At 44.7% G+C, this 12,829-nt stretch carries 10 protein-coding genes, 2 tRNA genes and 1 rRNA gene; 12 read left to right on the plus strand and 1 reads right to left on the minus strand.

Annotated elements, in window-relative coordinates; all coding sequences use genetic code 11:
• The first annotated feature begins 10 nt into the window (after window positions 1-10).
• The 3 genes from rrf to ACYQ2E_RS07075 all read left to right on the plus strand — a co-directional run bounded on the left by rrf (window position 11) and on the right by ACYQ2E_RS07075 (window position 547).
• Window positions 11-126, plus strand: a 5S ribosomal RNA gene (rrf, locus tag ACYQ2E_RS07065).
• A gap of 92 nt (window positions 127-218) precedes the next feature.
• Window positions 219-290 (plus strand) — tRNA-Glu (locus ACYQ2E_RS07070).
• Between the two features lie 183 nt (window positions 291-473).
• Window positions 474-547: transfer RNA gene (locus tag ACYQ2E_RS07075), tRNA-Asn, on the plus strand.
• A gap of 611 nt (window positions 548-1,158) precedes the next feature.
• Here the strand turns inward: ACYQ2E_RS07075 and ACYQ2E_RS07080 are convergent.
• Entirely contained in the window at window positions 1,159-2,439 is a 1,281-nt protein-coding gene (locus ACYQ2E_RS07080; protein ID WP_460017367.1) for a serine hydrolase, read from the minus strand.
• A gap of 179 nt (window positions 2,440-2,618) precedes the next feature.
• Here ACYQ2E_RS07080 and ACYQ2E_RS07085 point away from each other — a divergent pair, with 179 nt between their 5' ends.
• The 9 genes from ACYQ2E_RS07085 (at window position 2,619) to ACYQ2E_RS07125 (ending at window position 12,597) form a co-directional block, all read left to right on the plus strand.
• Entirely contained in the window at window positions 2,619-4,085 is a 1,467-nt protein-coding gene (locus tag ACYQ2E_RS07085; RefSeq protein WP_460017368.1) for an ABC transporter permease, read from the plus strand.
• 13 nt (window positions 4,086-4,098) lie between these two features.
• The gene (locus tag ACYQ2E_RS07090; RefSeq protein ID WP_460017369.1) at window positions 4,099-4,773 is read left to right on the plus strand and encodes an ABC transporter ATP-binding protein; all 675 of its coding nucleotides are present in this window, start codon (window positions 4,099-4,101) and stop codon (window positions 4,771-4,773) included.
• A 1-nt stretch (window position 4,774) separates the two neighbouring features.
• Entirely contained in the window at window positions 4,775-6,181 is a 1,407-nt protein-coding gene (locus ACYQ2E_RS07095; protein WP_460017370.1) for a PASTA domain-containing protein, read from the plus strand.
• Window positions 6,182-6,382: 201 nt separating this feature from the next.
• Window positions 6,383-7,306, plus strand: coding sequence for a metallophosphoesterase (locus ACYQ2E_RS07100; RefSeq protein ID WP_460017371.1), 924 nt, complete (start codon window positions 6,383-6,385; stop codon window positions 7,304-7,306).
• Window positions 7,307-7,328: 22 nt separating this feature from the next.
• Entirely contained in the window at window positions 7,329-8,069 is a 741-nt protein-coding gene (locus tag ACYQ2E_RS07105; RefSeq protein ID WP_460017372.1) for a MurR/RpiR family transcriptional regulator, read from the plus strand.
• Between the two features lie 160 nt (window positions 8,070-8,229).
• Window positions 8,230-8,970 (plus strand): NisI/SpaI family lantibiotic immunity lipoprotein, encoded by a 741-nt coding sequence (locus ACYQ2E_RS07110; protein WP_460017373.1) that lies wholly within the window; start codon window positions 8,230-8,232, stop codon window positions 8,968-8,970.
• Window positions 8,971-9,033: 63 nt separating this feature from the next.
• Window positions 9,034-9,720, plus strand: a complete 687-nt coding sequence (locus ACYQ2E_RS07115; protein ID WP_460017374.1) for a response regulator transcription factor — start codon at window positions 9,034-9,036, stop codon at window positions 9,718-9,720.
• Complete coding sequence (locus ACYQ2E_RS07120) at window positions 9,713-11,053, plus strand: sensor histidine kinase (protein ID WP_460017375.1); 1,341 nt, start codon at window positions 9,713-9,715, stop codon at window positions 11,051-11,053. The genes ACYQ2E_RS07115 and ACYQ2E_RS07120 overlap by 8 nt, the downstream gene beginning before the upstream one ends.
• A 503-nt stretch (window positions 11,054-11,556) precedes the next feature.
• Complete coding sequence (locus tag ACYQ2E_RS07125; RefSeq protein WP_460017376.1) at window positions 11,557-12,597, plus strand: aldose epimerase family protein; 1,041 nt, start codon at window positions 11,557-11,559, stop codon at window positions 12,595-12,597.
• Window positions 12,598-12,829: the final 232 nt, after the last annotated feature.

Raw genomic sequence — 12,829 nt, forward strand, 5'->3', positions numbered from 1 at the left:
AAGCAATTAGTTTGGGAATCATGGCGTGAGGGATACACCTGTATCCATGTCGAACACAGCAGTTAAGCCTCACCGCGCCGGATGTAGTTGGGGGTTGCCCCCTGTCAGATATGGGCGTTCCCAAGCTAATCGCCTTTTTTGTTATAATAGTTCATTTCAGATAAATGAATATTTTACTCTTTCATGGTATAATAATATGGAAGTTTAAAAAACATTGAGGTCCATTGGTCAAGCGGTTAAGACTCCGGTTTCTCAGACCGGCAACGAGGGTTCGACTCCCTCATGGACTATCTTTTCTTGTAATTCAGTTGACTTGGAGTGATGCTCCCCAGAGAGGCACTAGTTTGTTAACTGAGACGCATTATTCCGGCATAGCTCAGTTGGCTTGAAGCACTGCTTCAAGGTATACCGGATGAGAGAAGCGAGAGCTTTTCCCCTTGCTACCAACTGACAACAAAATAATGTTTTTTTATTCCGGCATAGCTCAGTTGGTAGTAGCGCATGACTGTTAATCATGATGTCGTAAGTTCGAGTCTTACTGCCGGAGTTCTTGTATCTTGGGTTGAGATGCAGTGTTTCAAGTATTTAGATGATGTGAAAGGAAATTTAACTTTCCTTGTTTGGTATGGCTAGCATTTGCTGGCTTTTTGTTTTCGCTCAGTGTTTGCCGGTTCTCGGGCCGAATTTTGTTGACTGAATTGTGTGCAGTGTTTCAAGTATTTAGATGATGTGAAAGGAAATTTAACTTTCCTTGTTTACTATGGCTAGCAATTGCTGGCTTTTTGTTTTCGCTCAGTGTTTGCCGGTTCTCGGGCCGAATTTTGTTGACTGAATTGCGTGCGCTTTTTCAATTGTTTTAATGATGTGCGAGGAAATTTAACTTTCCTTGTTTACTATGGCTGGCAATTGCTGGCTTTTTGTTTTCGCTCAGTGTTTGCCGGTTCTCGGAGCGAATTTTGCTGACTAACATGGGTTAGTGATTCAATTCTGTTAACTCCCATGATGTGTTGTTATCATTTAATTTGAGAGGGGGCAAAGTACTATTCGTTTTTATTGCGGACACGGGCAACGTATGCAGGAAGTTAAAAATCCGAGTGAATTGACTCAATATTCGAAGATATGAGCCGATTCATTCGGATTTTTCCTGTTTAAATGGGATTAGAGTTGCTTATTAACAAAGTCAACGAAGCGGTTCCAGCCGACGACAAAGGGATTTGCTTTCTCGACTGAGTTTTTGGCGATGAGCTGGACGGTGCTGCCGGAGTAGCCTGGGAGGTAGCCTAGTTTATCTGAGACGACAGCGTAGGCGGAGGCGACGGCATCGCCTTTTTTGACAGGGGCTTCAACGCCGCCTTTAACTTTATTGATTTTGATGGTGTATTCGGGATTGTCCATCTTGGTGGTGATGGAGAAGGCGGAAGCTGTGAGAAGCGGTACGGTGGCTTTTTTGCCGTCATTGACTGGGGCTTCGAGGTAGCCTTTGAGCGGCGCATTGTCGGCATTGATGTCGTAGACTTGCCAGGTGCCGAAGACTTTGTCCATGAGGGCACTGGTCTGGGTGAACCGGGAAGCTTCGCCTGAGCCGTCTTCGGCGTTGAGAACGACGGTGATGGCTCGGAAGCCGTTTTGCTGGGCGGTTCCGACAAAGGAGTAGCCTGCGAGTACGGTGGTGCCGGTTTTTAGGCCGTCAACGCCTGCACGTCCGGAGGCTTGTCCCGGCAGCATGTAGTTGGTTGTCAGCATGGTGTTTTGCGAGTCACCGTTTTCGTCAAAGATCATGCTGGTTTGTTTGGTAATGTCCAGAACTTCGGGAAATTCGCTGATTAAATGAGTCGCTATGATGGCGACATCTTTGGCTGACATGGTGTTTTCACTGTCAGAATTGGTGTTTGGATACCAGTTAGCCTCTGGCAGGTCGGCGTTGCTCAGTCCGGAAGAGTTAACCATTTTGGCATCTTCGATGCCCCAGGCTTTGAGTTTTGCGCTCATGAGGTCAACGAATTTCGGCTCGCTGCCGCCGATTTTCTCGGCCAGGGCAATGGCGGCTGAGTTGGCGGATGGAATGAGTGCAGCGTTGACGAGGTCTTTGACGGTGAAGCTTTCACCTTGGGCCATGGGGATGTTACTGGCGACGGTGCTTTGAGTGAGTTCGTAGGCATAGTCTGAAATTGGGACTTTGTCATCCCATTTGAGCTGTCCGGCTTTGATGGCATCGTAGACCATGTAGACGGTCATCAGCTTGGTGATGGAGGCAATGCCTTGTCCTGGCTTGTCACCGTTCTGATTATAAAGAATTTTCCCGCTGTCTGCGTCCACAGCAATGGCGGCAGAGGCCTGTACAGAAAATGTGTCGGTATCGTCAGCTTTTGCACGGATTCCTCCGGTTAGACAGGAGCCGATAATGGTGAGCAGCATCAAGAGTTTAATCAGTTTTTTCATTAACTTGATTATAACATATGAATGTCCATTTTAAAGTGTTTTCAATACTTTTATTTCTTAGATATTCCTCATCTTATGGTATAATGGTGCTTATATAATTACAAAAATGAGTGATTATGATTAGAAAGGCATTGGCAGATGTCTGATGAAAACATCAACTATCGGAAAGAGGTTAATTCATGAATTACATCAAGAGAGCTTTCACCAGCATTATTCGAAGACCCGGAAAATCTTTGATATTGCTTATATTGATTTTTGTTCTAGGGAATATTATTGCGGGGGCTGTGTCGGTGCAGCAGGCCGCCCGCCAGACAGAATCTTCTATCCGCAAGGGAATCGGCGCTGCTACAAAAATTGTGCCGAATTTCAGCAAGCTTGAAAAGATGAGCCCTGAGGAGACTCAGAATGTGAAGGGGCTGCCGGTTGCAACGATTGAAAAGCTAGGCAAATCTTCCTATGTGAAATATTACGATTATAATGCAACTGGATATTTCTACAGTGAGACGATGAAGCCGTATCGCGCGGAAGAAACGAAGGAGATGCGTTCTGGTAATGATGAATCAGGCCTCCCGGGATTTACGACAACAGGTGTGCAATATAATGAAATGCTTCCCTTCAGGGAGGGAAACGGAAAACTGCTGACTGGCCGGCTATTCAGCAAGGCAGAAGTGGATAGCGGTGCGAAAGTGGCGCTAATCACCAAACAATTAGCAGAGACAAACAATCTCCAAGTCGGCGACAGAATTCCGATGAAAAATCAGGTTTATAATTTCGAAGCTGAAGCTGACGGAAATGAGGGAATGCCAGCTCCCATTGCAGTTCAGGATTTGGAGCTGGAAGTTGTCGGTATTTATGAACCAAAGCAGATGGTGAAAAAAGACGACAAAAGCGGAATTACTTCCTGGCGCAATGAGGATATGGTCAACACTCTTTATGTGCCGAATAAAGTGGTGACAGATGCAAAAGACTTTTCAGACCAGGAAATGGTTAAAGCCGGCGGGAAAACATATGACCTCTTTTTTGAACCTGTCTATGTTCTGAAAGATCCGGATGATTCGGCGGCCTTTAGAAAAGAGGCAGAGGCAGTTATTGGAGAGATGTTCTTAGTCAACGATGGGGATGATAAAATCTCAAGTGTTGCGGGTCCTCTTTCGACGATAAAATGGATTGCCGGTATTGTTCTCTACGTGGCAATTGGAGCAACGCTGGTAATTTTAAGCCTGTTAATTACTCTGTTCTTGCGCGATCGTAAGCACGAGATGGGAATTTACCTGTCTCTGGGTGAAAGACGTGTGAAAGTTGCCGCACAAGTTGTCATAGAGACAGTTACAATTGCACTTGTCGGCATTACCTTAGCGCTCTTTTCCGGTAATCTTGTGGCGCAAAAAGTTTCGCAAACCATGCTTAAGAATCAGATGATTTCTGAGCAGCAGAAAAAAGAGAAGAGCGGAATGATGTCGGTGAGTTATTCTTCTGACGACGAGAGCGATTTGAGTAGCGAGGACGTGATGAAAGCCTATAAGGTAAGTCTGGATGCGGATGTTGTCGTCGCATTTTATGCGATTGGTTTAGGGACAGTGCTCATTTCAACTCTGATTCCAATCGTGTATACTGTGCGCTTGAATCCGAAGAAAATTATGTTGTAAGGGGGGAATGACAATGGCAAGTATTATTCAAACAGAGGGACTGAGCTACTATTATCAGGATGGAGACCGCAGGCGTTTTATCTTGCGCGATCTGGATTCGAGTTTTGAGGAAGGGACTTTTTACAGCATCTTGGGTGAATCAGGTTCTGGAAAAACGACTTTTCTTTCAATTGTCAGCGCCCTGGAGGAACCGAAAGAGGGTGAAGTGCTCTTTGACGGGACAGATATAAAGAAGATCGGCTATGAAAATTACCGCCGTGATAAGATAGGGATTGTTTTTCAATCCTATAATCTGATTCCCTATATGACAGCGGTGGAAAATGTGCTCGTTGCAATGAGTATTACCAGCAATGAACTGCCGAAAAATCAGAGGGAAGTTGCCTATAATCTGCTGGATTATATCGGAATTACAAAAGCCAAGGCGGATCGGCCTGTCACAAAGCTCTCCGGAGGAGAGCAGCAGCGCGTGGCAATCGCACGCTCTCTTGCGACGAACGTTGATGTGATTCTTGCGGACGAGCCGACAGGAAACCTGGACAGCGAAATGGAACAGGAAATCATTGACATTTTCAAAAAGCTGGCACATGAGCATCAAAAGTGTGTGATTGTGGTGACGCACTCGAAGGAAATCGCTGCGCAGTCAGATAAAACTTATGAACTACGTGAGGGACAATTCGTCAGTGAGTAAAATGAGTAAAGGGAATTTTTTAAATAATTTCGATAAAGACCATTATGACAAAAATAATTTCGGGAAAAACTTTCCTGAAACTGAAAAAGATGAGCCTGAAAAAAGCGGCTATGAAAAAAGGAACATTGAAGAAAGTCGTATTGTGAAAAGGACATCGGGAGACTTGCCTAGGACAAGAAGCCCAAGGAAACATGGCGGAATAGAAGAGGTAGACAAGTCTTATTTAAAAAAGAAAATACTGAAATATGCCGTGGCAGCAGGTTCAGTACTGCTTGTTGCGCTGATTGCTTTCTTTACTTTTCGTTACATGAATCAAGTTTCTGTGCAGAATTTCGTCAACAAGCCAGTCAACGAGGCGCAAACATGGGCTTTGAAGAACAATATCAATATTGAGACAGAGTCTGTTTTCAGCATTAAGCAAGATGAAAACATCGTAACAGAGCAGAATGTTTCAGCTGATTCAAAGATTCAGAAAGGGTCGACCTTGAAACTTAAAGTAAGTAAAGGCCCGAATCCGGATGAATTAATTAAAGTGCCGGATTTCTCAAAAATGAACCGGCAGTTAATCGAAAACTGGATCAGTGAAAACAAGGCAATCAATGTTAAACTTGTCCAAAACTATGACGACAGTCATCCCAGCGGAACATTCATAGGGATGGAATACAAAGAAAAAGATTTAACGGCCGATACCTACAGGAGAAAAGACATTCTGACGGTCACTGTTTCAAAAGGAAAAGAGGTTTTTGAGAAGAATATCACTGTTCCGGACTTTGTTAATAAGTCGAAACAGGAGGTTGAAAGCTGGGCAAAAACGAATAAGATTGAAGTGTCTTATGGTGAAGCAGGCTCAGATAAAGTACCAGATGGAATGATTGTCAGCCAGTCTATCAGTGCAAATGAAAAAGTAGCCAAAGAAGACAAAATGGCAGTTACTGTCTCAAAAGGCAAGCCGGGAATTGTTCCATGGTTTGGAAATGCTAATGCCGAGACGGCAGCGGATTTGGGTGCGAAAAGCAATTTGCAGGTGCTGGTAAAAACGATGTACAGCGATGTTGTCGCCTATGGTGAACTCATTAGTCAGTCGGTGGAAAAGGGAGCCTATTTATATGGTGAGGACAACAAGAAGGTGGAAGTCGTCTACTCAGAAGGCAGACCTTACATAAGCATTGTCGGCCAAAAAGAAAACAATATTGAATCCTATTTCTTTGATTTAAAGAGCAAGGGGGCAAATATTAGTTACGGTGTTGTTTATGTAGACTCGGAGCAGCCCAAAGGCACGATTGTCTGGGCCTCGAAGGATAATCAGTATGTTGGTCTCGTTGATTCTGTAGAGATTCATGTTGCAAATGGCGTTGGTGCAAATCCAAGTTTAAACACAGCCCCGCCTGAAAGTTCGTCAGGAAGCTAAACGGGAAGTTCATCAGGAGCTAAACGCTAGCAGCTGAGCGGGCGGATGTGTTTTTAATGCTGTGACAAACAGTATGAATCATCGTATATTTTCTTTGTTGTTTACCGAAACGACTACGGGAAAATGCGGTGATTTTTTGCTGCGGAAATGTCCAGCTTCATTTTATAACTTAAGGTTCTGAAATTCTGGTACAATAGGCGCATGAGGAAAACTTTGCTGGCTGTTTTTTTTGCGGGGATTGCTGTGATTGTTCTGGTCATCGGGGGCTTGGCTTTTGTGCTCTGGCCGAGGCCGATTCCTGCGGCGACGAATGAGTCTTTGCCTGTGGTTTCGTCGATTTCGGCTGGTCAGATTCCGCTTTATAAGATTGAGCGCTCGGAGAAGCAGTATGCGAGGGATTTTGTGGTTTCGGATATTCATGGGCGTTTTGAGAGCCTGAAGAAGGCGCTAAAGGCTGTGAATTTCAGTAAGTCGGACCGGCTTTTTGTGCTGGGTGATACGGTTGACCGGGGGCCGGATGGTTATGGGGCTTTGCTTTATTTGACGCATACTTTGCCGGCAGAGGGTTATCATGTGCTTGTTTTTATGGGTAATCATGAGGAGATGTGGCTGCAGATGGCGAATAATGGCGCAACGGATGGTGAGCGGCAGTCTAATCTGAATGGGCAGATTGATATTTATGAGGGGGGCGCTCCGAACGGCTGGGAAGAGTCGCGTAAGCAGTGGAATGCGTTGTCGGCGAGGGAGAGGGCTTTTCTGTTGAATGAGATGGCGACTGGTTTTGGGCAGCCGCATCTGCTGATTACACAAATTCACGGGGAGTGGGTTACTTTTTCTCATACGGCGGATTTTGCGAAGACTTTAGCTGAACAGACGGACAAGGATTTGAACTGGTGTGTGTCCATGAGGGACAGTCAGGATACTTTTCAGAAAAGTGTGGCGGAGAAGTTGGGTGTGAGCGAGAGCGAGCTGCAGGTGTTTATCGGGCATATCGGGGGTTTGCGCTTTGGTGTACATCCGCACTATATTTGTCTAGATAATACGAATACGCGCAATTTCAATGAGAGTCCGGGTGTGCCTATTTATGAGATTGAAAATGGGAAGTTCTATCAAGGAGCCGTGTGATATAATGGGGGGAGGGAGAAAAATGTCACAGGAACTTTCAAATTCTGAATGCCACGCCTGGCAGGTGATTCAGGATAATTATCAGGATATTCCCAGATTATCAATATCTGAAGTAGCAGATATGGCTTTTGTGTCGATTTCTACGGTGAATCGGACGGTGCGCAAGAAGGGTTATGCGGGCTACTCGGATTTTCGCTATTCGATTAAGGAAAAGGCGGTTTTGGAGCGTGAGGGCACGAAGTTTTCTCAGGAGGTGCTGAGTGCGATTGCGAAAAATGAGGAGGAGCTGCTGAAGACGATTAACGGGATTTCGGCGGATTCGATTGAGGCGGCTGTGAAGGCGATTGACAGGGCGGATGAAATCGTACTGCTGGCCTGTGGTCTTTCTATTAACCCGGCCAATGAGATGCTCAGGAAGCTTCAGCTTTTTCATAAGCATGTTTCGCTCTATAGTGAGGCAAAGCCGATGGCTTATTATGCAAAATTTTTGAAGCCGGAGGATCTTGTGATTGCTTTGTCGCTTTTTGGTGAAACGGACGAAATCAATGATTCTGTCAAGATTGCCAAGTCGCGGGGGGCAAAGACTCTGGTTCTGACGGCGACTGCGGATAGTCGGCTGAGTGCGCTGGCGGATATTGCTATTGTGGGCTACAAGAGTCGGCTGGAGGTGAATTATTTTGAGCTGGGTGTGCATAGTCGGATTCCTTTGCATATTTTGGTGCGCGTGTTGTTTGATTGTTATTCGATTTATAAGAAGAGGTGAGTGTTTGTTCTTCGGTGGGAATAATGTTTGATTCAGTTCTTTAAGAGGGCTGGATTTTTGTATTTTTACATGCAGGAGTTCAATATCAACTTGATTTCATTTCTGTTTTCTGAACAAATTCTGAAATACATTGTATAAAATGCGTTTTGAAGGAGGATTCATGAAAAAGAAAAATTTTCTAGTTATCATTATTTTGGCAGTGTTAACGTTATTGACGGGCTGTGTGCAGAAGGCTGACGAAAAGGTTAGGTTTTCAGCTGATAATTACCAGAGTTTTGTTTATAAGCAAACGGATTACTCAATTACGAATAATGAGATTCCCGAAAATCATATCACTGGGGCTTTGTCAAAATTTCATAAAACAATTATTGTGGACAGAGATAACCAGAGATTATTGTCAAAGAGTACTGAAAACAGCACAACTTTATCACTTGTCAATCTCTTTAAAACTTCAGATAATCTGATTTGCATCGGCATAAACAATAAATTTTTCCAAGTTCTGCCGGCAGTCAAAGTGCCAGCGGGAAAGCAGTTGAATATTCAAAGTTTTTCAAAAACTTATGGTGAGCATGATTTTTCAATCAACCGCAAAGATGTCAGACAAATCAATTTTGGAAATTCAACTTACAGAATTACCAATCAGACGGTGCCCGCAGAGGATTTGGATGATTACCTGTTTCTTTTTACAGAAGACAAGCTTTTTAATCCTGAAAATGGAAAAGAAATTCCAAAATCTGAATGGAAGAAAATTGACTGGTATGGTTCTAAATCAAAAGAGAAAAGGGTTGAGTGGAACTATGGAGAAATAGATTCTCTCAAGAATTATCCGCTGAATCAGGCTTTCGCGGTTGAGATAAATGATAAATTTGTGCTGGCCGAAAAAATAGAAAATCCAAAATAATTATGATACTTCTTTTAATTGTATATCATTTATATTTAATTTATAATAGGGGAAAGGAGAATCATGTATAAAATCCTAGTGATAGACGACGACAAAGAAATCCTGAAACTGATGAAAACAGTGCTTCAAATGAAAAACTACGAAGTGACAACCCGCTCTGAGGTTGCGCTGCCTGTCAGAATCGAGGATTTTCAAGTTTTTGACCTCATTTTACTGGACATTATGATGTCAAATGTTGAAGGAACCGAGGTCTGTCAATTGATTCGCAATCGAGTGGCGACGCCGATTATTTTTGTCAGTGCAAAAGACACTGAGGATGATATTGTCCAGGGACTGAAAATCGGCGGAGATGATTATATCACCAAACCTTTCAGCGTGAATCAGCTTGCAGCCAAAGTTGAAGCACATTTGAAGCGGGAAGAAAGGGTGAGACAGTCTGTCCAGGAATTCGAAGAGATTCGACGGACGCTTGGCCCAGTTACTTTTTACCTTGAAAACAAGCAAGTTTATATTAATGGTCAGCTTGTTCCGCTCACAAGTCGTGAGTATGATATTTTGGAGCTGTTGTCTGAACGTCCAGGTAAAGTTTTCACGCGGGAAGATATTTATGAGCAGGTCTATGATGATGACTCGGACGCGCTTTTTCGCTCGATTTCAGAGTATATTTACCAGATTCGGCTGAAATTTGCGCCTTTCGGCTTTGAGCCAATCAAGACAGCACGGGGCTTAGGGTATAAGTGGCATGAATAGGCGTTATTCCATTACCAAAAGAATTTATAGAGCCATTGCTGAGATTTTCATTGGTGTTTTTTTGCTTTTTCTTTTTCAGCTCGTTTTCATTTTTCTGCTGCATTTAACGGGGCAGCTTAACTATGCCGGGGAACCCAATATTTCCTTCGGTCAAAACGCAAGTGTTTCAGGGATAAGACGGGAAATGAAAACCAGGCCTTATGATTACGCCGTTTTTGACCGAAACACGGGAAAACTACTTGCCGGAAGATATGTGAAAACGGACCTGCCAGAATTTGAAACAGCATTCAAAAAATCTCGCAGTATCAAGCGAGGTCTCATTGATTTCAATTTTTTTGAAAACCGAAAACTTGTTTTTGTTCTGCGAAGCAGTCAAATACCAGAAGTCACGAGTCATTCACTGCGCCGCTTTTCGGTTAACAATTTTTCCTACATTTTCATGATTGCCGGTCTGTTCCTCCTCATTATCTACTCTGCCACAAAGCTTATTCGCGAATTTGTGAGAAATTTCCGGGCGGTGCAGACGATGTCTCGGCAGATGGGCTCATCTGAACAGGCTTTGAAGCCGGAACACTCAAAAATCATTGAATTTGACGAAGTTCTGTCTCAGCTTTATACAAAAGGTGAAGAATTGTCTACTTTGATTGAGGCTGAGCGGACAGAAAAGAAAGATTTGTCTTTCCAGGTGGCAGCCCTGTCGCATGATGTCAAGACGCCATTGACTGTTTTAAAGGGAAATATCGAGCTGCTTGAGATGACGGAATTGACAGTGCAGCAGCATGATTTTGTACACTCCATGAAAAATAGTATCAAAACTTTTGATAATTATTTCGGCGCCATGGTCAACTATACACGGCTATTAAGTGATGACGGTGACTACCGGGAAACAATCAGTTTTGAGGGTTTTATGGACGGCTTGCTGATTGAAATTGAAGATCTTGTGAAAACCTATCGGGTTGATTTTCAACTGAAAATAACCGGTCAGATTGAAACTTTTCATGGAAATCAGGTGAGTCTTGACCGGGCACTGATTAATATTTTTGTGAATGCCTGTCATTACGCGGAGGCTGGGGATAAGCAAGTGACGCTGGTCATTTCGGAGGATATGGGGCATGTTATTTTTGAATTCTGGAATAACGGACGGCCTTTCACGGAGTCGGCTCTGAAAAATGCTGGTAAATTATTTTTTACGGAAGATACGGGGCGCAGCGGGAAGCATTACGGTGTTGGGCTGTCGTTTGCTCAGGCGGTTGCGCTTAAGCATGGCGGTGCTTTGCTGCTTGAAAATCCGGAGATGGGCGGGGCAAAGGTGACTTTGACAGTATCTGCATAAAAATAGACAATCTGTCCAGTTTTTGGTAGGTTTGTCTACAATCTAAGTCAGTCTGTCTATTCTAGGCGGCCGGCTTTTTTCTTTGAAAAGATTTCCTAAAGAACACTCATAATTGGAAGCATTTTCATAACGAAATGAGTTATACTTAATTGTAATAATTTATGGAAAAGCGAGTGTTTGAGCGCTTCGACATTACTGTGGTGCGAATGCTATTAAAGTGTGAATTCAAATGGAATAAAAAAAGTTGTTACAGGGATACTGCTTGTAACAGTGTGATTTTGGCTTCTGCTCTGGGTGCACCTTAGACGCCGGATTGTGATATGATTATGGCGAGCCTGGTTATTGCTTCAGGCGTGCTGCGACTCGACTAGGCGCTTCAGCGTCGTAGCGAGAGTCGACAACAGCGTCCTTAGGACGCAGACAATTTCAGGAGCTTTAGCTTCTAGGAATTGCCAGAGCTTTAGCTCTGTGTGAACTCAGTTAAAAATTCAAGGAGGAAATAGATGAAAGTTGATGTAAAAGATTTTGGTGAGGATGCCAGTTTAATCACGCTGGAGAGTCAGGCGGGCGTTATGATTTCTTTCACGGACCTGGGGGCGCGGATTGTTGACTGGATTTTGCCTGACGGGAAGAATATTGTGCTGGGTTTTGATTCTGCTGCTGAGTATCTGGAAAAGGACGATTATCCTGGGGCGACGATTGGACGCACTGCGGGGCGCATCAAGGACGGGCGGGTCAATGTTTCCGGTCAGGATTTTCAGCTTTGTCAGAATGAGGGGGCGCAGACGCTGCATGGGGGTGAACATAGTTTTGAGACGCGTTTGTGGAAGTTTGAGACTTTCAATGACGGCGCGGTTGCGGGTGTTCACTTTGACCTCGTCTCTCCTGACGGCGACAATGGTTATCCTGGTGAGCTGAAGGTGCGCGTGACGCATAGCTTTGACGAGACGAGCAATCAGTGGCGGATTGATTATACGGCGACTTCGGACAAGGACACGGTGTTCAATCCGACGAATCATGTTTATTTTAATTTGACGGGAGACCCTGGGCAGACGGTGGATGAACATGAGTTGAAGCTCGCAGCTTCACGTTTTGTGCCTTTGAAGGATGAGTCGGAGATTGTTCGCGGGGATATTGTTTCTGTCGCGGGCAGCGATTTGGATTTTCGAGGCGGTGCGAAGTTGTCGCAGGCGCTGGAGAGTACGATGCCGCAGGTTCAGCTGGTGGGCGGTGTGGATCACCCATTCTTGCTGGATGCTGCGGGGGATTTGTCGTCGGAGCAGGCTTGTCTGTCGCTTGGGGCTTTATCTGTACATGTAAGGACAGATCGTCCGAGTTTGGTGATTTTTACTGCGAATTTCGGAGATTTGGGCACGGTTTTTCGCGGGCGGCCTGTTGTCCACCATGGCGCGATTACGTTTGAGGCACAGGTGGCGCCGGGTTCTCAGCAGATTCCGGAGTTGGGCGATATTACGCTGAAAGCCGGCGAGACTTATAAGGCAACTACGATTTATCAGGTAAGATGTGAAACACGCCCGGTTTGAAGCGTAGAAATTTGCGACTCGACTAGGTGCTTTAGCACCGTAGCGAGAGTCGACAGCAGCCCCATAGGGGCAGATAGGAAATCGCGGTTCTGCCCGTAGGGCAGGTTCCGATTTATCCCACGGTGGTGGGGAAAGCGATCTGTAAGCGGCTGAAGCCGCAACAGCCTGCTTTTCTAATTTCCTAGCTTCAGGCGTGTTGCGACTCGACTAGGCGCTTCAGCGCCGTAGCGAG

It is taken from the genome of Lactovum odontotermitis (assembly GCF_054658595.1).

Coding starts and splice junctions, on each gene's coding strand:
- ACYQ2E_RS07120 (WP_460017375.1), top strand. CDS start 9,713: ATGAATAGGCGTTATTCCATTACCAAAAGAATTTATAGAGCCATTGCT.
- ACYQ2E_RS07100 (WP_460017371.1), top strand. CDS start 6,383: ATGAGGAAAACTTTGCTGGCTGTTTTTTTTGCGGGGATTGCTGTGATT.
- ACYQ2E_RS07085 (WP_460017368.1), top strand. CDS start 2,619: ATGAATTACATCAAGAGAGCTTTCACCAGCATTATTCGAAGACCCGGA.
- ACYQ2E_RS07090 (WP_460017369.1), top strand. CDS start 4,099: ATGGCAAGTATTATTCAAACAGAGGGACTGAGCTACTATTATCAGGAT.
- ACYQ2E_RS07080 (WP_460017367.1), bottom strand. CDS start 2,439: ATGAAAAAACTGATTAAACTCTTGATGCTGCTCACCATTATCGGCTCC.
- ACYQ2E_RS07095 (WP_460017370.1), top strand. CDS start 4,775: ATGAGTAAAGGGAATTTTTTAAATAATTTCGATAAAGACCATTATGAC.
- ACYQ2E_RS07115 (WP_460017374.1), top strand. CDS start 9,034: ATGTATAAAATCCTAGTGATAGACGACGACAAAGAAATCCTGAAACTG.
- ACYQ2E_RS07110 (WP_460017373.1), top strand. CDS start 8,230: ATGAAAAAGAAAAATTTTCTAGTTATCATTATTTTGGCAGTGTTAACG.
- ACYQ2E_RS07105 (WP_460017372.1), top strand. CDS start 7,329: ATGTCACAGGAACTTTCAAATTCTGAATGCCACGCCTGGCAGGTGATT.
- ACYQ2E_RS07125 (WP_460017376.1), top strand. CDS start 11,557: ATGAAAGTTGATGTAAAAGATTTTGGTGAGGATGCCAGTTTAATCACG.